The sequence below is a fragment of the Actinophytocola sediminis genome, assembly GCF_054779715.1.
The window spans coordinates 1-18,588 of the sequence record NZ_BAAGXS010000069.1 but is presented as its reverse complement, the minus strand read 5'-3'; the positions used below and the strand labels follow the sequence as shown (position 1 = coordinate 18,588).

Sequence of the window (18,588 nt, the reverse complement as noted above, 5' to 3'; positions counted from 1 at the left end):
CGGCATGGTTGAGTAGCCGCCACGCCTGGAGACGACGAGAGGAGGTGAGGGCATGTTCACCGATCCGACCATGCGCTCCCATCCCACCGTCTCGGCGTTCCGGTGGGTCTGAGGGAGCGCCTCATCCCCAAGGGAACCCTCATGACCGACCTGGTCGTACGCCCGCTCGCCCCCGGCGAGCACCTCGATTTCCACCAGCTCACCGACCCCGCGCTCATCGACGCCCAGACCGAGGGCCGGGACTACAACGAACTCGCCGCCCTCGGCCAGTACCGGCCGGAGTGGACCTGGGTCGCCCAACGCGACGGCCGGACGCTCGCCCGCGCCGCCTGGTGGGGCGCGCCGAGCGACACCACCCCCAAGGCCCTCGACTGGCTGGACTTCACCCCCGACGGGCAGGACGCGGCCGTCGAGATCCTCCGCGCGGCGAACCTCGACGCCGAGTACGCCCTGATCCTGCCGCCGAGGTGGCGCGCGGACCCCGCCGTCAAGGCCGCGGGCGACGCCCGCATCGCGGTCGCCGAGCGCGCCGGCATGCGGCGGTTCGTCGAACGGCTGCGCTACCGCTGGACCCCGGCCGACGGCATCCCGGCCGCCCCCGGCCGGCTGCGGTTCGAACCAGAACCGGACGACGACCGGATCCGCGCCGCCCTGGCCCAGATCATCGTCGGCTCGCTCGACGCCCACCAGCGCGCCGACGTCGCCAGCGGTGGACTGGACGCCGCCGTCCGCGAGGACATGGAGTTCCTACACTGGATGCCATCACCCCGGGAGTGGTGGCGGCTGGCCTACACCCCCGACGGTGACCTGGTCGGGTTGACCGTGCCCGGTCGCAACTACGGTGGACCGGTCATCGGCATCATCGGTGTGGTGCCCGGGCAGCGCGGTCACGGGTACGCCTTCGACCTGTTGGTCGAGGCGACCCGCATACTCCAGACCGAGAACGCCGGGCAGATCACCGCGGAGACCGACACGACGAACACCCCGATGGCCGCGACGTTCGCCCGCGCCGGCTACCCGATCAGCCAGGAAAGGGTCTATCTGAAGTGACGGACACGCTCGCCGCCGCGCGGTACGCGCGCCTGCGATGGAACACCCCACTGGCCGAGGATCACGCCGATCTCCTGCTGGAGCGGCTGGCCCTCACCGCGGACACCACCCTCGTCGACCTCGGCTGCGGCTGGGGCGAGCTACTCCTCCGGGCGGTCGCGCGGACCTACAACCGAGCCACCGGGGTCGACTCCGACCCGACCGCGCTGGACCGCGGGCGGCGAGCGGCCGTTGAGCGTGGTCTGGTCGACCGCGTCCAGTTCGTCGAGGAGAAGGCCGAGTCCTGGAAGCACACCGCCGACCGGGCGATCTGCATCGGCGCGTCGCACGCGCTCGGCGGCACCAAGGCAATGCTGACCGCGCTGGCCGACGTCGTGCCGTCCGGCCGGGTGCTGATCGGCGACGGGTGCTGGCCGGCACCACCGACGCCGGCCGCCGTGGACCTGTTCGGCAACGAGTTCCTCTCGCTGCCCGACCTGGTCGCGGCGGCCAACGGCGCCGGCTGGCGGGTCATGCACCTCAGCACGGCCGACCAGCGCGAATGGGACGACTTCGAGTCCCGTCACCGCGCCGGACAGCAGGAGTGGCTGCTGGCCAACCGGGACGACCCGCGCGCGGCCGAGGTACAGGAGTGGATCGACAGCCGCGAGCGGGTGTACCTCTCCTCCTACCGGGGCGTGCTCGGCTTCGCCTACCTGGTGCTCGGCCGCTGACCTCAGCAGGGCTCGGCCGGCGGGTCGGCACCGATGGCCAGGGGGCGCTGGCTCCACGCGACGTCGTGCCACGCCCCGTACTTCCAGCCGATCCGCCGGAAGGTGCCGATCGGCTCGAAGCCGAGCGCCAGGTGCAGGCCGACGCTGGCCTCGTTGGGCAGGGTCACGCCGGCCAGCGCGGTGCGGTACCCGCGCGCGGCCAGCCTGGCGAACAGCGCCTCGTACAGCGCACGGCCCGCGCCGGTGCGCCGCCGGCCCCACTCCAGGTACACGCTCACCTCGCACGCCCACCGGTAGGCCGGCCGCTCCTTGTACTCGCCGCCGTAGGCGTAGCCGACGACCCGGCCGAGGTCCTCGAGCACCAGCCAGGAGTGGGCCCGCGAGGCGGCGGCGATCCGGCCGGCCATCGCCTCGGGGCTCGGTGGCGCGGACTCGAACGTGATCGTCGTGAAGGTCACGTACGGGCGGTAGACCGCCGCGCAGGCCACCCCGTCGAGCTCGGTCGCGTCCCGAATCACCATGCAGACGATAGTAACTACTGTTGACACTATAGTGACACCGTGACCGATGACGCGTTCGCCACATCCCTCGCCGCCACTGTCCGGGCCGCCCGCCTGGCCCGAAACCTGCCGGTGAACGCGCTCGCCGACCGCGCAGGCGTCTCCCGCGCGATGATCGGCAAGATCGAACGCGGCACGGCCCAGCCGACCGCCGCGCTGCTCGGCAAGCTCAGCGGCGCGCTCGGCCTGACCCTGTCCGAACTGATCGCGCGGATCGAACGCGACGGCCAGGACGACCGGCGGCTCGCGCGCGCGGCCGAGCAGCCGACGTGGACCGATCCCGAGACCGGCTACCTGCGCCGCGCGCTGTCCCCCGCCGCCGGCGGGCCGCTGGAACTGGTCGAGGTCGAGCTGCCGCCGGGCGCGAGCGCGAGCTTCCCCGCCGACACCTACACCTTCGTGCACCACCAGCTCTGGGTGATCGCCGGCCACCTGCGCTTCCACGAGGGCGACACCGTGCACGACCTGCACCCCGGCGACTGCCTACAACTCGGCCAGCCGGCCCCGTGCACCTACCAGAACCCGACCGGACAGCCATGCCGCTACCTGGTCGCGCTCGCCAGGCGGCACTGACCCGGTCAGATTCCCAAGCCGGGGAACAGTTTCGCGGCGTTGCCGCCGAGCACGCCGCGCAGCACGTCGGCCGGCAGGCCGAGATCGCTGACCGCGCGGGCGTTGCGCGCGATCCCGGGAATCCCCGGCCAGTCGGTGCCGAAGACCATCCTGGTGGCCAACCGTTCCAGGCCGAACCGCGCGTAGTACTCCGGCAGCCTGGCCGGCGGCAGGCCGGCCAGGTCGAGCCACACGTTCGGCTTGGCCAGTGCGAGGAACGCCGCCGTGTCGTACCACCAGCCCCGGCCGCCGTGCGCGAACACGATGTTCAGCGTCGGGAAGTCCTCGACGACATCGGTCATCAGCGCGGGATCGCCATACCTGGCACGGGCACCGGGGAACGACGACGATCCGGTGTGGATGATCACCGGCACGTCGCGGTCGGCGCAGACCTGGTACGCGGCGTACAGCTCCTTGTCGTCGGGCGCGAAGCCGCCGTGCACCGGATGCAGCTTCAACGCCACCGCGCCGAGCGCCAGCTGACGCTCCACTTCGGACGCCACGGGATGGTGCAGGTGCGGGTTCACGTTGGCCACCAGGCGAAACCGCACCGGGTTCGCGGCCACCAGCGGCAGGTTGTCCTCGATGGGCTGCACGCCGGTCGCCCTCGGGCTGTACTCACAGAACAGCAGCGCCCGGTCGACGCCCTCCCGCTCCATCAACGCGTCCAACGCCGCGGGCACCGGGTTTCCGGCATCGTCGTAGGCGAACCGCCAGTCGTAGCGGCCGCCGAACCGTGCCGCCCACTCCCGCCAGGCCGGCTTCAGCGTGGCCAAACGCGGCACGTGCACGTGCGCGTCCACCAGTGGCATGCCGTCGAACATCAGGCCGGCACCTGATCGGTCGGCGACGCCAGCGTCGTCAGCTCACCGGCTACCCGCGCGCGCAACAGGTTGCGGCGGATCTTGCCGGTCGCGGTCCTGGGCAGCTCGGTCAGGCCGACCACCGCCCGCGGTCGCTTGTAGGCGGCCAACCCCTCGCGACACCACTGGACCAGCGCGGCGTGGTCGAGGTCGCGGCCGGGCACCGGGACCACACAGGCGATCGGCTTGTCGAGGCCGTCGGCGTCCTGCCCGGCCACCACCGCCGCCTCGGCCACGTCCGGGTGTTGCAGCAGCCGCTCCTCCACCTCGGCCGGCGACACCCAGATCCCACCGGCCTTCAGCATGTCGTCGGAGCGGCCAAGACAGGTGTAGGTGCCGTCCTCGTTGCGTACGTAGGTGTCCCCGGTGCGCAACCACTCGCCCTGGAACACCTGCCGGCTGGTCTCGGTGCGACACCAGTAGCCGGTGGCCACCGACGGCCCGCCGAGGAACAGGTCGCCCGGCTGGCCCGCCGCCTCGATCGGCGTGCCGCGCTCGTCGCGCAGCTCGACCCGGTAGCCGGCGACCGGGGTCCCGGACGAGCCGGCGCGCACCTGGCCCGGCCGGTTGGACAGGAAGATGTGCAGCGCCTCGGTCGAGCCGAGACCGTCGAGCACCTCCACACCGAACCGTTCCCGGAACCGGGAGTACAGCACCGGCGGCAACGGCTCGCCCGCCGAGACCCCCTGGCGCACCGAGGAGAAACAGTCGTCAGGAAGGTCGGAGTTCAGCAGCGCGGAGTAGAACGTCGGCACGCCGAAGAACAGCGTCGGCCGGGCGGCCGCGGCCAGCGCGCCGATCGTCGCCGGGGTCGGACGCGCCCGCTCCAGCACGGTCGTCGCCCCCGCCGCGAGCGGGAAGAAGGCCGAGTTTCCCAGCCCGTAGGCGAAGAACAGCTTCGCCACCGACAGGCACCGGTCGGCCTGCCCGACACCGAGCACGCCCCGGCCGTACAACTCGGCGACGTCGCGCACGCTGCCGTGCCGGTGCATCGCGCCCTTGGGCTTGCCGGTGGTGCCCGAGGTGTACAGCCACAACGCGGGCGAGTCCGCCCAGGTGCCGTACGGCGCGGCCAACTCACCCTCGGCGAGCAGCTCGCTCCAGGAGTGCACGGCCGGGCCGGGCACCTCCGCCGGGCCGTCGACCACCAGATGCTCCACTTCGGACGCCGCGGCGACCGCGGGCGTGACGACGTCGAGGAACTCCACCGACGCGCACAGCACGCGGGCCCTGGCGTCGACCAGCATCATGGCCAGCTCCGCGCCGGTGACCATGGTGGACACCGGCACCGGCACCGCGCCGAGGTACATGGCGCCGAGGATGCCGCTGAGCAGCTCCACACCGTCGGCCATGCAGAGCAGCACGCGCTCCTCCGGCCGCACCCCGATCGCGCGCAACCCGGCGGCGACCCGGCGGGTCTGTTCACCGAGTTGGTGGTAGGTCAGGGTGTGCTGCCCGCACACCACGGCGGGGCGGTCCCCGTTGCCGGCGCGTAAGTGCCGGTCCAGCAGGTAGTCGGTGGCGTTGAAGGTGGCTGGCGTTGTCATCTGGACCGCCTCTGGGTCAGGGAGGCTCTGTACTAGGGCAGATAAACGTACTCGTAGTCGAACGGCTTGCCGTTGATGCCGTTGCGGGGTGGCGCCACCCAGCTGGCGATCTTGCCGCGCTCGTAGACAGGGTGCATGAGCGAGCGGACGAACGCCAGGTCCTCCTCGGTCGGCAACCAGCGGTGGCTGGACACCCGCCAGGTCGCCTCGTCCACGATGGCGCCCTCCGGGGTGATGTGGTGGCCGGCGCCGACCCCGACCGACCGGTTGAACCCCGGGTGTGGCAACGCGAACCGGAAGTCGATCTCGGCGTCGGCCAGGATCCGGTTCCAGCGCTTGATCCCGGTCTCGCAGTCGGCGATGTACTCGTCGCGCAGGTCGAGGTTGAGCGCGAGCAGCGTGGACAGCTCCTCGGTACGCCAGGTGCCGTCGGCGCCCGGTCGCTCGATGAGCACGCCGTCCTCGGTGAGCAGGTGGTCGTCGCGGCGGCGGGTCTCCTGCCAGCGGCCCTTGAGCCCGGCGGTGTAGTAGTTGGCCGCGTTGGTGGAGGTCTCGCTGCCGAACAGGTCGAGTGAGACCGTGTAGTGGAAGTTGATGTAACGCTGGATCAGGTCCAGCGGGATGCCGCCGCAGCGCCCGATGTCGAGCGTGTCGTGCTCGCGGATCAGCTCGGCGGCGCGCGTCACCACCCGGTCGACCCCGGTGGTGCCGACGAACATGTGGTGCGCCTCTTCCTTCAGCATGAACTCACACGTGCGCGACAGCGGGTCGAACGCCGACTCCTTCAGGGTGCCGAGCTGATATTTGCCATCCCGGTCGGTGAAGTAGGTGAACATGTAGAACGCGAGCCAGTCGGCGGTCTGCTCGTTGAACGCGCCGAGGATGCGCGGCGAGTCCGGGCTGCCCGAGTTGCGTAACAACAGGCTCTCGGCCTCGTCCCGGCCCTCCCTGCCGAAGTAGGCGTGCAGCAGGTACACCATCGCCCACAGGTGCCGGCCCTCCTCCACGTTGACCTGGAACAGGTTGCGCAGATCGTAGAGGCTGGGTGCGGTGAGCCCCAACAGTTTCTGCTGCTCGACCGACGCCGGCTCGGTGTCCCCCTGGATGACGATCAGCCGTTGCAGTTCGGCGCGGTACTCGCCGGGCACCTGCTGCCAGACCGGTTCGCCGAGGTGCTCGCCGAAGGCGATCCTGCGGTCGGGGTCGCGCTCGGCGAGGAAGATCCCCCAGCGGTAGTCGGGCACGTTGACCTGGTCGAAGTGCGCCCAGCCCGCGCGGCCGACGCTGGTCGCGGTGCGCAGGTAGACGCTGTTGGTGCGCAGTGTCGGGCCCATCTCGCCCCACCAGTCGAGGAACTTGGGCTGCCAGCCCTCGAGTGCGCGCTGGAGTCTGCGGTCGGCGGAGAGCCCGACGTTGTTCGGGATCCGGTCGTCGTAGTTGATCGCCGATGACGTCATCTCACACCCGCTTCCGGTCGAAGACGGCCTTTCTGCCCGTGCCGTAGCGCCGCAGCGCGCCGTCCTCGCCGGACGCGTTGGGGCGGTTGAAGATCCAGTTCTGCCACGCGGAGAGCCTGCCGAAGATCTTGGTCTCCATGGTCTCCTGGCCGGCGAAGCGGTGGTTGGCCTCCATGCCGGTGCACGCGTCCGGGCTCAGCGCGGCGCGGCCCTCGATGACGATGCGCACCTCGTCCTCCCAGTCGAGGTCGTCGAGCGCGTCGGTGACCAGTCCGAGTTCCCGTGCCCTGGCCGGGGTCAGCGCGGTGTCCAGTTCCTTGGCCACCACGACGAGTTGGTCGGGGTCGCCCCAGAACCGGGAGGCCAGCCGGCTGAGGTCGTTGCCCATGGGGAACAGGCCGAGGTTGGACTCGGTGAGCGTGAGCGCCGCGCGCTGGTCGCTGTCGGGCTCGGCGACCGGTGGGCCGTCGAGGATGTACTGGCGGTCGGCGGCGAAGGCCAGTTCGGCGAGCAGGCCGGCGAAGCAGGAGCCGGGCTCGATCAGCGCGATGAGGCTGCGGCTGGTGACGTCGAGGCGTTTGAGGGTGCGCTTGTAGTAGTGGGTGATCTCGGTGGTCAGCCAGTCGGTCCTGGTGCGCAGCCGCCGGTCGTGCGCGAGCACGGCGGCCGGGTCGCCCTCAGTGCGCAGCAGCCAGGTGCCCAGCGTCGGCTCGTTGGTCCGCAGGCGCAGGATCAGGTCGTCGAGCTGGCGGGTCATCGCCAGCGGCCAGTGCTCGTCGGCCGGATCCCCGGCGTGCACGGTGATCGCCACCGTGCCGGCCGCGCGGTCGAACTCGGCGGTGACGTGGTCGTAGCGCAGGTGCTCGGCGGTCTCGGTGCGGCGCAGCGGCGGCAGGTCGACGCCGGTGGTGGCGTCCTTCGTCGTGTTGTCGGCGATGGCCAGCGCGCGGGCGCGGACCGCGTCGGCGAACCGGCGGGGCGGGGCCAGCTCGTCGACCAGCCGCCAGTCCAGCGCGGTGCGCCCGCGCACGCCGTCCGGCCGGGTGGCGAACACGTCGGCGAGGTCCTTGCGGACGCCGCGCTTGTCGACCAGCCGGGTCAGGCCGCCGGTGCCGGGGAGCACGCCGAGCAGCGCCACCTCGGGCAGCGAGACGGTGGCCGAGTTGTCGTCGACCAGGATGATGTGCGCGCAGGCCAGCGCCAGCTCGTAGCCGCCGCCGGCGCACGGTCCGTTGACCGCGGCCAGGTAGGTCTGGCCGGAGTTGGCGGTGGCGTCCTCCATCGCGTTGCGGGTCTCGTTGGTGAACTTGCAGAAGTTCACCTTCCACTCGGGTTCGGCCGCGGCGAGCATGCGGATGTTCGCGCCCGCGCTGAAGACCTTCTCCTTGCCGCTGGTCAGGATGACCGTGCGCACCTGGGGGTGCTCGAAGCGCAGCCGCTGGGTGGCGTCGTACAGCTCGATGTCGACACCGAGGTCGTAGGAGTTGAGCTTGAGCTCGTAGCCGGGGCGCAGGCCGGCCAGCTCGTCCACGTCGAGCACCAGCCAGGCCAGCTCGCCCTCGATCCGCAGCCGCCAGTGTCGGTAGGTCGCCGGGTGTGTGTCGAAGGACACCGCCATTGGACCTCCTCGTCGAGTCGAACCAAGTTTCGACACCTTGATTGCGCTCGTCAAGGTTATGTAGAAGATCAGGTTGGGAGCGTTTTGCCCGACCCGGGCGTTGTGGTAGTTGTCAGGTCTTCGATGAGGGAGGCACTACCGTGCCTGTGTTCGTACTGCTGTTGCTGGTGATGTTGGTCGAGATCGCGGTCGTGGTGGCGATCGGGCAGGTCATCGGCGTGCTGACCACCATCCTGCTGCTGGTGCTCGTGTCCGTGGTCGGGGTGGCGATGCTGCGCCGGCAGGGCACGCGGACGCTGAGCGCGTTCAGCGACGCGGTACGCAACCGGCGGGACCCGTCGCCGGAGATGATCGACGGCATGCTCGTCGGGGTGTCCGCGGCACTGGTGCTGTTCCCCGGGTTCGTCAGCGACGTACTGGCGTTGCTGCTGTTGTTCCCGCCGACCCGCGCGGTCGTGCGGCGCCGGGTGCTGGCCCGCGCGGCACAGCGCCAGCAGGCACATGCCCCGGTGTTCGTCGTCGACTCCGAGGTCGTGCGCCCGGACCCGAACCCGATCGTGATCGAGTCCCACCGCGAGGACCGCGACTGACGCCCTGAATGGGTCATTCGGGACGCTGAACGTCGCCAATGCCTCATTCAGGGCATTGCCCAGCGTCCCGTACGCTGCTGCCGCCGCCTGGTGACCGGTGACCGGTTCCAGGCTGTGACCCCGGCGCGGTGGGCCAACACCGCGTCGGGGATCTTCACCGCCGCGGCTGGGCGTGCGCGGTCGCCTTCAGCTCGTGGAAGCCCGGGGTGGCGGCGACCAGCAGGGTGCCGTCCCAGAGGTCGCCCGCCCGCTCCCCGGTCGGGACCTGGGAGATGACCGGGCCGAAGAACGCGACCCGGGTGCCGTCGTCGGTGGTCGTGGCGATGATCGGGGTGCCGACGTGCGGCCCCAGCTCGGCCATCGCCTCGGCGTGGGATGCGCGCACGGCGTCGTCGTAGGTCGTCGTGGTGCCGGCGGCCGCGCGCTCCCGGGGCAAACCGGCGCGTTCGAGGGCGTCGGCCAGGTCGCCGATCCACCGTCAGGCTCATCACCCGCCAGCGCACGGACACCGGCCGGACCGTGGCGACCTCAACCAGCCAACGGGAGGTGACCCAGGTGTACGGGCAGGACGGGTCGAGCCAGAAGTCCGCGATCATGCCCTCATTCTGGTCGATCCAAGATATTCCTTGACACGAATATTCTTATGTGTGAATATCTTGGCATGGACCAGATCGCGGCGGCACTCGGCGACGACGCCCGGTGGCGCATCGTCGAGCTGCTCGCCGAGCGGCCGAGGTCTGTCGGCGAGTTGGCCGAGCTGACCGGCCTGCGCCAGCCACAGACCACCAAACACCTGCAGACCCTCGCCCGCGCCGGCCTGGTCAGCGTCTTCCCGCTCGGGCAACGTCGCGTCTACGCCGCCGAGGCCGCGCCCCTGGCCGCGCTCGCCGGCCGGCTGCGGGAGCTGACCGAGACCATCGCGGCGACCGCGGGCGAGCGGGACGTCATCGCGCGCTACCGGTCGGCCATCGAGGCCGACACCGCGGTGGCCGACCGGGACCGGTGGGCGGACGGGCGCACCAGTTCCTTCGAGCGGGTGCTGGCCGCGGGGCGGGACGTCGTCTGGCGGCACTGGGTCGACCCGGACCTGTTGGCGTCCTGGTGGGTCACCCCGCCGATGACCGTCGCCGACTGCGTGCTCGAACCACGGGCCGGCGGGCGCGCCGTGCTGGAGTACCGCGATCCCGAAGGACGGCGGTACCGCTCCACCGGCACCGTGCACGCCGCGCGGGAACCCGAACACCTCGCGTTCGACCTGTCGGTGCTGGACGCGGCCGGGGCGGTCTCGTTCACCAGCCACCACGACCTGCACCTCACCGAGGCCGACGGCGGCACCCGCCTGCGGGTCGACCTCCGCGTCACCGACACGACCGTCGAGGCCGTGCCGCACATCGCCGGGATCGAAACCGGCTGGCAGCGGGTACTCGACAACCTGCGACACGCCATCACGGCGTACACCACCAGAGAGGACACCCCATCATGACCAACCGCAAGGTGATCGCCAACCTCAGCCTCACCATCGACGGCCGCTACCACGGCCCCGACGGGCCGGCCGACCTCAGCGCGATCGTCCCCTACGCGGTCACCGAGGTCGCCCGCGAGCACCTCAGCCGCATCTGGGAACACGCGACCACGGCGGTGATCGGCCGGAACAACGCCGAGGGCTTCCTGGGCTACTGGTCAACGGTCGCCGAGGACGAGCACGCCGATCCGCGCGACCGCGGCTACGCGAAGTGGTTGGTGGACGCGGAGAAGGTGGTGCTGTCGACCACGTTGACCGAGCCGCCGTGGGCCCGCACCCGGGTGGTGAACGCCCCCACCGTCGACGTGATCACCGAACTCCGGGCGACCGGCGAGGGCGACATCCTGATCAACAGCAGCCCGAGCATCGCCAAGCCGCTGCTGGCCGCCGACCTGGTCGACAGTCTATACCTGATGATCTGCCCCGAGATCTCCGGTGCGGGACAACGACTTCTCGACGACGGTCTGCCGAGTACGAAGTGGACACTCCGACGGCAGGACACCGGCGAGCTCGGCGAACTCGCGCTGATCTACGACCGCGCCCGCTGAGTCCACGTTGTTCGCACAGCGCACATGATTGACGGGAGTGGCCGGAGGCGGTATTCCAGAAACACAGGAGGTCGCCATGGCCAACGATGTCGATGGACCCACCGTTTCGGAAACTCCCACCGAATATCAACTGGGCGTCAGCCGCCCGCCCCTCGGGGTCGCGGATCTGCCAGAACCCGAGGAAGTCTTCAAGGTTCGGCGAATCGGCCCGCTACAGGTCATCCAGTTCGTCATCGGTCCGAGCCTGATCGCGCTCGGCATCTCGATCGGCAGCGGCGAGTGGCTGCTCGGTCCGAGTGCCGTCGGGGAGTTCGGGTTCGTCGGTGTCGGCTGGGTGATCACCATCTCCGCGCTCCTGCAGACGTTCTACAACGTCGAGTGCTCGCGTTACGTGATGGCGACCGGCGAGGTGCCGATCGTCGGGTTCGGCCGGGTGCCGCCCGGATGGAAGTTCTGGGTGCCGTTCTCGCTCTTCGCTTTCTACCTCGCCTTCATCTTCGGCGGGTGGGCCGCGGGCGCCGGGCAGGGACTGTTCGCGTTGATCACCGGGCGGCTGCACCGGGAGGACGAGATCGAGTGGGTGCGGCTGCTCGCGATCGGACTGCTGTTGGTCGTCTTCCTGATCACCGCGTTGGCGCGCAAGGTGTCCCGCGCGCTGGAGCTGGCCAACTGGGTGATGCTCACGGTGCTGCTCAGCGTGTTGCTCGTGGTGTGCGTCGCGCTCGTGCCGTGGTCGTTGTGGTGGGACGGCGTGCGTGGACTGATCACGCCGGCGGCGCCACCACCGGGCATCACCGCCTCCCAGCTCGGTGGGCTCGCCGGGTTCACCGCGCTGGCGTCCGGGCTGAACTGGTACGCGATGAACCACTACCGCGACAAGGGTTACGGCATGGGCTACCGGGTCGGCTTCATCTCCGGCATGCGCGGGGAGAAGACCGAGCTCCGGTCGGTCGGCGTGACCTTCCCGGACACCCCGGTGAACCAGCAGCGCTGGCGGCGGTGGTACAAGCTGCTGAAGATCGACCTGTGGCTGGTGTTCTTCGGCGGCGCGATGATCGGCATGCTGCTGCCGACGATCCTCATGTCCCACGTCGTGCAGACCAGCGGCGAGCAGCCGACGACCGCGAACGTGCCGACGTTCACCGCCGAGCAGCTCGGTGCCCAGTACGGCAGCGGCATGTTCTACCTGATGCTGGTCGTCGGCGTGCTGGTGCTGTTCTCCACCCAGCTCGGCATCTTCGAGGCGTTGGTGCGCAACTTCACCGACTCGATGCACGCGGTCAGCCCGAAACTGCGCCGCCGGTTGGAGGGCGACCCGCGCAAGTTCTACTACCCGTACATGCTCGTGTTGATCGTGGTGATCGGCGCGGCACTGCACCTCGCACTGCCGACCGAGCTGGTGCAGATCTCGGCGAACATGTCCAACTTCGGCGCGCTGATGTTCCCGTTCGTGTTGATCTACCTCAATTCCAGGTTGCCGCGGCCGGCTCGGCCGCGGCCATGGCACTACGTGATCCTCGTGCTCAACGTGCTGTTCTTCGGGTTCTTCTTCGTCAACTTCGCCTACGAGTTCATCGTCGGTGAGGCGTTGGTGCAGTTCTAGCGCAAGGGAGTCGGGTAGGCGACCGGGCCGCGACGACCGGCCCGGTCCACCGCCCGCACGCCGAAGAACACGTTGTCCTTGGACAGGTCGATGGTCGTCGTGGTCACGTCGCCGACCTCGAGCACGTCCGTCCACTCCGGCGCGCTGGTCTCCCGCCACACCACCTCGTAGCCGGCGAGGTCGGGCTCGGTTCCCCGCTGCCACACCAGAACCGTGTCGTTGGTGAGGTTGTCGGTGCGCACCCGCACGCCCTTGGGCGTGCCCGGCGCGGTCGCCAGGCTCCACAGTGCCGCGGCGTTCACCTTGGCCACCCTGGTCATGTAGGCGAAGTCGCAGAACTCGATCAGGTCGCCGTACTGCTTGCCGTCCTCGACCCGGACGTCCTGGTGCTGGTGGGCGTAGTCCTCGTTCGGCTCGGTGAACCTGGCCGCCGGGTAACCCTGTTCCAGGAAGCCGATGTGGTCGCCGCCGCGCAGGTAGCGGTCCCGCCGGTAGATCACCCGCACGGCCGTCCCGGTCGCCCGGTTGTCGGCCACCTCGCGCACGAACCTGGCCAGCTGCCGGGGCGGGGAGTCGTTCTCGCCGCCGACCGACCGGCGCACCGCCGCCTCCTCCGGTGTCTCCGCGGTCGGCACGCCCTCGGCGAACAGCCTTACAGTGAACGGGTCGCGGGTGCCGTCGTCGGCCCGGCTGCTGCCCACGATGTCGTTGGTGAACATGCCCTGCACGTCGACCCCGGCCTCGCGCAACCGCGCCGCCATGTACCGGGCGCCGTACAGTCCCTGCTCCTCGCCGGCGACCGCGGCGAACACGATGGTCGCCGCCGGGGCGCGGCGGGACAGCACCCTGGCCAGCTCCAGCACCACCGCGACCCCGGAGGCGTCGTCGTTGGCCCCCGGCGAGTCGGCGGTGAAGTTCAGTACGTCGCTGACCCGGGAGTCGTAGTGGCCGGACACCACGTACACCCGCTCCGGCGAGCTGGTGCCGCGCAGGGTCGCGATCACGTTGGTGATCGGTGTCGGCACCGGGATCCGGTCACCGTCGGGTTCCTGGACGTAGGTCTGCGACTCGGCGGTCAGCCGCCCGGCCGAGTCGGCCGCGTAGCGGTTGAACTCGGCCAGCAGCCAGTCCCGCGCCGCGCCGATCCCCCGGGCCGGATCGTCCTGAGAGGACAGTGTGTGTCTGGTGCCGAAGGACACCAGGGTACGCACGGACGCCTCGATCCGCCGGTGGTCGAGCTCGCGCAGGATGCTCTCCAGCTCCCGGCTCGGCCGCTGCGCGAGCGGCGGCCGGTCGGCGCCGGGCCCCTGGCCGGCGGCGGTTCCCGGCACCCCCGCCAGGGACACACCGCCGGCGGCCACGGACGCCGTGAGGAAGGTTCGACGTGATGGAGTCTGTGTCATCCTTCCTGCCTACACCCGCGTTCGCGCGTGGTACAGACCTCAGAACCTGACCGCGTCAAGGTATTCGAAGCTGTTGCGCGCGGTGTCCAGCGGTGCCGGCTGGTCGTCGCGCTCCACCAGCCAGTACTTCACCCCGGCGACCTTCGCCTTCTCGAAGATGCGCGGGAAGTCGACCACGCCGTGGCCGACGTCGGCCCAACCGCCGGTCCCGGTGTGGTCCTTGACGTGCAGCACCGGGAACCGGTTCGGGTGGTCCTCGAACAACCAGCGGCTGTCCGCGCCCGCGCGGTCGGCCCAGCCGATGTCCAGCTCGAAGTCCACCACCCGCGGATCGGACTCGTGCAGCAGGATCTCGTACAGCGAACGGCCGTCGATGACCCGGAACTCGTTGTCGTGGTTGTGGTGCAGCACGGTCATGCCGAGCTCGCTCGCGGCCCGGCCGGCCTCGGTGAGCTGCTGGGCGCCGAGGCGCATGCCGTCGATGGTGTACATGTCCGACGGGAACGAGGAGAGCACCAGCCAGCGCACGCCGATCGTCCTGGCCTCGGCGAGTTTGTTCGCCCAGTTGCCGACGATGTCGCCGTGGCCGACGTGCAGGATCACCGGCTTGAGCCTGGCCTCGGCGCACATGTCCCTGATCTCCGCCGCCGGCCGGGGGAACGCGCTCACCCCAACGCATTCGTAGCCGATCGCGCGCATGGCTTTGAGGGTGCCAAGTGGATCTGCGGCCAGCAGGTCGCGGACGGTGTAGAGGTGCATGCCGATACCGCGGTCGGGGATGCTGCCCCGGCGGCCGTTCGGCGCGGCGTCCGACTGGGTGTCCGGCGCGGTGTCCGGCCGACCGTTCGGCGCGGGCGGCGGGCTCGCGGCGGCCGGACCGGGCAGTGCCGCGCCTGCGCTCGTGGCCAGGGTCGCGCTGCCGAGCAGTTGTAGGATTCTCCGTCTTGTTTGGCCCATCAGGTGCACTCCATCGGTCATCTGCCGGGACCTTCACTGTCTCGGAAACTACCTGAGAAAGCGCTTTCCTGCTAGCCCTCGGGCCCGCGCCGGCGGCCGCTTGACGCGCCACCCAGTTCTATGGTTCATTACTGGAGTAACTAACCGACGAACCGATGGAAACGGCATGTTCGACGACCGCAGTCCGATCTACCGGCAGATCGCCGCCCGGATCGAGACCGACGTGCTCAGCGGCACGCTCGGCGCCGACGAGCAGGTCATGTCGACCACCCGGTACGCCGCCTTCCACCGGATCAACCCGGCGACCGTGGCCAAGGCGTTCCAACAGCTGGTCGACGACGGCGTGCTGTACAAACGCCGCGGCATCGGCATGTTCGTCAGCCAGGACGCGCCGGAGACGCTGCGCGAGCGGCGACGCAAGACCTTCTTCACCGATGTGGTCGACCCGATGGTCAGCCAGGCCAGGACGATCGGCATCCCGATCGCCGACCTCATCGACCGCATAACCGAACTGTCCACAGGGGAGGAACCGTGAGTATGGTCGTCGAAGTCGACCAGTTGTCCTTGCGGTACGACGATGTCACCGCAGTCGACCAGCTGAGCTGCACGCTCACCGGCGGCAAGATCTACGGCCTGCTCGGCCGGAACGGGTCGGGCAAGACCAGCCTGCTCTCGGTGATCGCCGGCTACCGCGAGCCGTCCGAGGGCACCGTCCGGATCGGCGGGCAACCGGTGTTCGAGAACGCGGAGGTCACCGGTCAGGTGTGCCTGGTGCGCGGCAGCGGTGACGCGGCGCCGACCGGCCACAAGGTCTCAGAAGTGCTCTCCTACGCCAGAGCGCTGCGGCCGAGCTGGGACAGCGAGTACGCCGCCGAGCTGGCCGAGCTGTTCTCCTTGCCACTCAAGAAGAACGTCAGCGCCCTGTCGCACGGCAAGCGCTCGGCGCTCGGCATCGTCATCGGTCTTGCCTCGCGCACGCCGCTGACCATGTTCGACGAGTCCTACCTCGGCCTGGACGCGCCGTCGCGGTACAAGTTCTACGACGCGCTGCTGGCCGAGGCCATGGCCCACCCGCGCACGATGATCCTGTCCACCCACCTGATCGAGGAGGTGAGCGCGCTGTTCGAGGAGGTGCTCATCATCGACGAGGGCAAGCTCGTGCTGCACGAGGAGGCGGAGTCGTTGCGGGCGGCCGGAAGCGCGGTCACCGGCGACGCCGACGCGGTCGACCGGTTCGTCGACGGGATGCGGGTGGTCGGCGAGAAACGCCTTGGCCGCACCAAGTCCGCGATGGTCTACGGCGAACTCGACGCCCAGACCAGGGCACAGGCCGACGCCGCCGGGCTCGACCTCGGCCCGCTCGCCCTACAGGACCTGTTCGTCCACCTGACCGAGCCGGCCGACGCGCGGGCGCACGAGCCGACGGGAGACCGGTCATGACCACCACGGTCGCGAAACGCTGGCCACTGCTGCGGGTGCTGCTCACCGGGCACCTGATGTTCACCGCGGTGCTGTGGGTGCTGTTCACGGTGGCTGTACTGGTGATCACCGGGGTCATCTTCATCGCCGGCGGGGTGCCGGACAGCGTCATGCACCAGGCGGCCGCCCAGGCGCCGCGCTGGCTGTTGTTCGGCCTGGGCATCGACGTGGTCAGCACCTACCTGCGGATGCAGCTGGCGCACGGGCGCACCCGGCGCGAGTTCACCGGCCAGGCACTGGCGTACGCGGTGATCATGGCCGGGGCCACCGCCGTGCTGCTCACCGTCAGCTACCTGATCGAGCACGGGGTCTACGCGATGTTCAACCTGTCGCAGCGAAACTGGGCGACCGACGTGCTCCCCAGCGCCGGGCTGTACCCGACGATCTTCGGCACCTACTGGCTGAGCCTTCTACTGTGGACGTTCGCCGGTCTGATCATCGGGCTGGGCTTCTTCCGGTCGACGGCGCTCGGTCTGCTCAGCATCCCGGCCGGCATCGTACTGGTGGCGCCCAGCATCACGCTCAACGCCGAGGCGGGCCTGCCGTTCATCGGCGACCGGCTCGTCGACCTCGGCCCGAACGTGGCGCTCGCGGTGAGCGCGGGCTTGCTCGTGGTCGGCGGCTGGTTGGTCTGGACCAGTGTGCGCAAGGTGCCGATGAAGGCCAGTGCCGAGTAGGTTGCCAGCTATGCGAATTCGCCAACGTCCCCTGCTCGCGGTGGTCGTCGCGACGGCACTGCTGACCACGCTCGTCGCGCCGGCACACGCCGCCCCGGTTGGCCGGACCGTCGATCCCCGCCCCACCAACGAGAAAGTCGCCGATGAGCTGGCAAGGCTCGCCGGCAGCGGCCGGATCGAGGTCCGCTCGATCGGCCAGACCAACGAGGGCCGTCCGGTGTTGGCGGCCAGGGTCGGCCACGGTCCGGTCCGGATCCAGTACGTCACCCAGCAGCACGGCAACGAGCCGCTGGGCACGCCGGCGGCGATCGAGTTCCTGCGCACCGTCGGCCTGGGCAACACGCCGTGGCACAAGTGGATTCGCGCCAGGGTGACCGTGGACCTCGTGGTCCGCGCGAACCCGGACGGGCATGTCCGCGACTGGCGCTACAACGTCGACCCCACCGCCGACCCGGAGTTCGGCGAGCGCGGCAAGGGCTATGACATCAACCGCTACCACAACCCCGATCTCGCCCCGGACGACAACCCGGCGACCGAGGCCGGGCACCTGCAGCGCGCCTACGCCGAGTTCCGCCCGCACATCGCGGTGGACTACCACATGCAGGGCCGCTACCTCGGCGACGACGGCCGGGAGATCACCGCGTCGCTGTTGTGGCCGACCAGTCCCGGCGTCGACCCGGCGAAGGTGGCCGCCGCCAAGCAGGTGACCGTCGTCGCGCAGCGCACGATCGACCTGGCCGGCGGCAACGCCAGCCAGTACCCGGGCGGGGACTACGAGGGCATCGCGCGCAACGCCTACGGGCTGCGCGGCAGCGCGAGCGTGCTGCTGGAGCTGTCCGCGATGGGCCCGGACTTCGAGCAACAACAGATCCGCTCGGCCTACGCGGCGATGCTGGCCATCGCACAGACCGCCGCCGACGGCTCCGTGCACCGCGTCGACCCCGCCCTGGCCGACGCCATCCCCCCGCGCGGCGCCCCCATCCGCGCCCTAACCCCGGACACCACCGACTAGCAGGGCCCTGAATGCCTCATTCGGGACGCTGAACGTCGCCAATGCCTCATTCAGGGCATCGCGTGCGGTGTCCGGTCGTGCCAGGCGGCCGGGCAACCGGGCGCTGTCGATGAGGCCGCCTTGCCTGCCCCATCGGACACCATCGTCCCGCGCCGGGTATTCCGGGCGGGGCGCGGTGCTCTACTGACCGTGAGATCGCTTCACCGTCAGTGGAGGTGGCTCGGTGGCCAGGAAAAGCAGGGGCGGGCGTCGCCGGACGGCACGGCCGACCGCGGGGGGCATGCTCGCGGTTGGCGCGGCGTTGGTGGCCGCGTCCACGGCGGCATCGCCGGTGTCATCGCCGGTGCCGGCGACGCCGCTCGACCAGCCGGCGCCGG

Annotated in this window: 19 protein-coding genes and 1 pseudogene; 11 read left to right on the top strand and 9 right to left on the bottom strand. The window is 70.2% G+C overall.

The genetic code is table 11. The annotated features are described in order from the left end of the window. Nucleotides 1–141 precede the first annotated feature (141 nt). Together ACYVIP_RS32330 and ACYVIP_RS32325 are read left to right on the top strand one after the other, a co-directional pair. The gene (locus ACYVIP_RS32330; RefSeq protein WP_460403280.1) at nt 142–1,050 is read left to right on the top strand and encodes a GNAT family N-acetyltransferase; all 909 of its coding nucleotides are present in this window, start codon (nt 142–144) and stop codon (nt 1,048–1,050) included. Continuing rightward, complete coding sequence (locus ACYVIP_RS32325; protein ID WP_460403278.1) at nt 1,047–1,763, top strand: SAM-dependent methyltransferase; 717 nt, start codon at nt 1,047–1,049, stop codon at nt 1,761–1,763. The genes ACYVIP_RS32330 and ACYVIP_RS32325 overlap by 4 nt, the downstream gene beginning before the upstream one ends. A gap of 2 nt (nt 1,764–1,765) precedes the next feature. Here ACYVIP_RS32325 and ACYVIP_RS32320 read toward each other — a convergent pair whose 3' ends face one another. Further along, nucleotides 1,766–2,284, bottom strand: a complete 519-nt coding sequence (locus ACYVIP_RS32320; RefSeq protein ID WP_460403276.1) for a GNAT family N-acetyltransferase — start codon at nt 2,282–2,284, stop codon at nt 1,766–1,768. A 39-nt stretch (nt 2,285–2,323) separates the two neighbouring features. On the opposite strand from ACYVIP_RS32320, the gene ACYVIP_RS32315 reads away from it, so the two are divergent. Further along, nucleotides 2,324–2,896 carry a helix-turn-helix domain-containing protein gene (locus ACYVIP_RS32315; RefSeq protein WP_460403274.1) on the top strand — a complete coding sequence of 191 codons (573 nt, stop codon included), beginning with the start codon at nt 2,324–2,326 and terminating at the stop codon, nt 2,894–2,896. A gap of 5 nt (nt 2,897–2,901) precedes the next feature. Here ACYVIP_RS32315 and ACYVIP_RS32310 read toward each other — a convergent pair whose 3' ends face one another. Genes ACYVIP_RS32310 through boxC form a run of 4 tightly spaced genes read right to left on the bottom strand, consistent with a single transcriptional unit; the run spans nt 2,902 to nt 8,420 of the window. Next, complete coding sequence (locus ACYVIP_RS32310) at nt 2,902–3,759, bottom strand: amidohydrolase family protein (RefSeq protein ID WP_460403273.1); 858 nt, start codon at nt 3,757–3,759, stop codon at nt 2,902–2,904. After that, nucleotides 3,759–5,345: a benzoate-CoA ligase family protein gene (locus ACYVIP_RS32305; RefSeq protein WP_460403271.1), complete on the bottom strand. Its 1,587-nt coding sequence runs from the start codon at nt 5,343–5,345 to the stop codon at nt 3,759–3,761. Before ACYVIP_RS32305 ends, ACYVIP_RS32310 begins: the two co-directional genes overlap by 1 nt. Nucleotides 5,346–5,377: 32 nt before the next feature. Next, a complete protein-coding gene (gene boxB / locus ACYVIP_RS32300; RefSeq protein WP_460403269.1) occupies nt 5,378–6,802 on the bottom strand; it encodes a benzoyl-CoA 2,3-epoxidase subunit BoxB in 1,425 nt (474 codons plus the stop codon). A 1-nt stretch (nt 6,803) separates the two neighbouring features. Further along, nucleotides 6,804–8,420 (bottom strand): 2,3-epoxybenzoyl-CoA dihydrolase, encoded by a 1,617-nt coding sequence (gene boxC, locus ACYVIP_RS32295; protein WP_460403267.1) that lies wholly within the window; start codon nt 8,418–8,420, stop codon nt 6,804–6,806. Between the two features lie 140 nt (nt 8,421–8,560). Here boxC and ACYVIP_RS32290 point away from each other — a divergent pair, with 140 nt between their 5' ends. Next, nucleotides 8,561–9,010 (top strand): FxsA family protein, encoded by a 450-nt coding sequence (locus ACYVIP_RS32290; protein ID WP_460403265.1) that lies wholly within the window; start codon nt 8,561–8,563, stop codon nt 9,008–9,010. A gap of 154 nt (nt 9,011–9,164) precedes the next feature. On the opposite strand, the gene ACYVIP_RS32285 is transcribed toward ACYVIP_RS32290, so the two are convergent. Then, nucleotides 9,165–9,446, bottom strand: coding sequence for a mycothiol-dependent nitroreductase Rv2466c family protein (locus ACYVIP_RS32285; protein ID WP_460403263.1), 282 nt, complete (start codon nt 9,444–9,446; stop codon nt 9,165–9,167). 79 nt (nt 9,447–9,525) lie between these two features. After that, nucleotides 9,526–9,606, bottom strand: a pseudogene (locus ACYVIP_RS32280) (disulfide bond formation protein DsbA); the annotation flags it as partial. A gap of 65 nt (nt 9,607–9,671) precedes the next feature. On the opposite strand from ACYVIP_RS32280, the gene ACYVIP_RS32275 reads away from it, so the two are divergent. The 3 genes from ACYVIP_RS32275 to ACYVIP_RS32265 all read left to right on the top strand — a co-directional run bounded on the left by ACYVIP_RS32275 (nt 9,672) and on the right by ACYVIP_RS32265 (nt 12,683). Continuing rightward, a complete protein-coding gene (locus ACYVIP_RS32275; protein ID WP_460403261.1) occupies nt 9,672–10,493 on the top strand; it encodes a metalloregulator ArsR/SmtB family transcription factor in 822 nt (273 codons plus the stop codon). Further along, nucleotides 10,490–11,080, top strand: a complete 591-nt coding sequence (locus tag ACYVIP_RS32270; protein ID WP_460403259.1) for a dihydrofolate reductase family protein — start codon at nt 10,490–10,492, stop codon at nt 11,078–11,080. The genes ACYVIP_RS32275 and ACYVIP_RS32270 overlap by 4 nt, the downstream gene beginning before the upstream one ends. A gap of 76 nt (nt 11,081–11,156) precedes the next feature. Continuing rightward, complete coding sequence (locus tag ACYVIP_RS32265; RefSeq protein ID WP_460403257.1) at nt 11,157–12,683, top strand: Nramp family divalent metal transporter; 1,527 nt, start codon at nt 11,157–11,159, stop codon at nt 12,681–12,683. Here ACYVIP_RS32265 and ACYVIP_RS32260 read toward each other — a convergent pair. Further along, on the bottom strand, nt 12,680–14,086 hold the full coding sequence (locus ACYVIP_RS32260) for a M20/M25/M40 family metallo-hydrolase (protein WP_460403255.1): 1,407 nt from the start codon (nt 14,084–14,086) through the stop codon (nt 12,680–12,682). The two genes, ACYVIP_RS32265 and ACYVIP_RS32260, sit on opposite strands and share 4 nt — an antisense overlap. 39 nt (nt 14,087–14,125) lie before the next feature. Beyond that, a complete protein-coding gene (locus tag ACYVIP_RS32255; RefSeq protein WP_460403253.1) occupies nt 14,126–15,064 on the bottom strand; it encodes a sugar phosphate isomerase/epimerase family protein in 939 nt (312 codons plus the stop codon). Nucleotides 15,065–15,209: 145 nt separating this feature from the next. Between ACYVIP_RS32255 and ACYVIP_RS32250 the strand changes: the two genes are divergently transcribed. The 4 genes from ACYVIP_RS32250 to ACYVIP_RS32235 are packed head-to-tail and all read left to right on the top strand — an operon-like array spanning nt 15,210 to nt 18,211. Next, nucleotides 15,210–15,578 (top strand): GntR family transcriptional regulator, encoded by a 369-nt coding sequence (locus ACYVIP_RS32250; protein WP_460403251.1) that lies wholly within the window; start codon nt 15,210–15,212, stop codon nt 15,576–15,578. A 2-nt stretch (nt 15,579–15,580) separates the two neighbouring features. Next, nucleotides 15,581–16,483 (top strand): ATP-binding cassette domain-containing protein, encoded by a 903-nt coding sequence (locus tag ACYVIP_RS32245; RefSeq protein WP_460403372.1) that lies wholly within the window; start codon nt 15,581–15,583, stop codon nt 16,481–16,483. After that, nucleotides 16,480–17,199 carry a hypothetical protein gene (locus ACYVIP_RS32240; RefSeq protein WP_460403249.1) on the top strand — a complete coding sequence of 240 codons (720 nt, stop codon included), beginning with the start codon at nt 16,480–16,482 and terminating at the stop codon, nt 17,197–17,199. Before ACYVIP_RS32245 ends, ACYVIP_RS32240 begins: the two co-directional genes overlap by 4 nt. A 10-nt stretch (nt 17,200–17,209) precedes the next feature. Further along, nucleotides 17,210–18,211, top strand: coding sequence for a M14 family zinc carboxypeptidase (locus ACYVIP_RS32235; protein ID WP_460403247.1), 1,002 nt, complete (start codon nt 17,210–17,212; stop codon nt 18,209–18,211). The last annotated feature ends 377 nt before the right edge of the window (nt 18,212–18,588 follow it).

Excerpts from the sequence above, each read along its gene's own strand:
- boxC (WP_460403267.1), bottom strand. The coding sequence starts at position 8,420 with ATGGCGGTGTCCTTCGACACACACCCGGCGACCTACCGACACTGGCGG.
- ACYVIP_RS32310 (WP_460403273.1), bottom strand. The coding sequence starts at position 3,759 with ATGTTCGACGGCATGCCACTGGTGGACGCGCACGTGCACGTGCCGCGT.
- ACYVIP_RS32320 (WP_460403276.1), bottom strand. The coding sequence starts at position 2,284 with ATGGTGATTCGGGACGCGACCGAGCTCGACGGGGTGGCCTGCGCGGCG.
- ACYVIP_RS32260 (WP_460403255.1), bottom strand. The coding sequence starts at position 14,086 with ATGACACAGACTCCATCACGTCGAACCTTCCTCACGGCGTCCGTGGCC.
- ACYVIP_RS32240 (WP_460403249.1), top strand. The coding sequence starts at position 16,480 with ATGACCACCACGGTCGCGAAACGCTGGCCACTGCTGCGGGTGCTGCTC.
- ACYVIP_RS32305 (WP_460403271.1), bottom strand. The coding sequence starts at position 5,345 with ATGACAACGCCAGCCACCTTCAACGCCACCGACTACCTGCTGGACCGG.
- boxB (WP_460403269.1), bottom strand. The coding sequence starts at position 6,802 with ATGACGTCATCGGCGATCAACTACGACGACCGGATCCCGAACAACGTC.
- ACYVIP_RS32250 (WP_460403251.1), top strand. The coding sequence starts at position 15,210 with ATGTTCGACGACCGCAGTCCGATCTACCGGCAGATCGCCGCCCGGATC.
- ACYVIP_RS32255 (WP_460403253.1), bottom strand. The coding sequence starts at position 15,064 with ATGACCGATGGAGTGCACCTGATGGGCCAAACAAGACGGAGAATCCTA.
- ACYVIP_RS32245 (WP_460403372.1), top strand. The coding sequence starts at position 15,581 with ATGGTCGTCGAAGTCGACCAGTTGTCCTTGCGGTACGACGATGTCACC.
- ACYVIP_RS32265 (WP_460403257.1), top strand. The coding sequence starts at position 11,157 with ATGGCCAACGATGTCGATGGACCCACCGTTTCGGAAACTCCCACCGAA.
- ACYVIP_RS32235 (WP_460403247.1), top strand. The coding sequence starts at position 17,210 with ATGCGAATTCGCCAACGTCCCCTGCTCGCGGTGGTCGTCGCGACGGCA.
- ACYVIP_RS32275 (WP_460403261.1), top strand. The coding sequence starts at position 9,672 with ATGGACCAGATCGCGGCGGCACTCGGCGACGACGCCCGGTGGCGCATC.
- ACYVIP_RS32270 (WP_460403259.1), top strand. The coding sequence starts at position 10,490 with ATGACCAACCGCAAGGTGATCGCCAACCTCAGCCTCACCATCGACGGC.
- ACYVIP_RS32330 (WP_460403280.1), top strand. The coding sequence starts at position 142 with ATGACCGACCTGGTCGTACGCCCGCTCGCCCCCGGCGAGCACCTCGAT.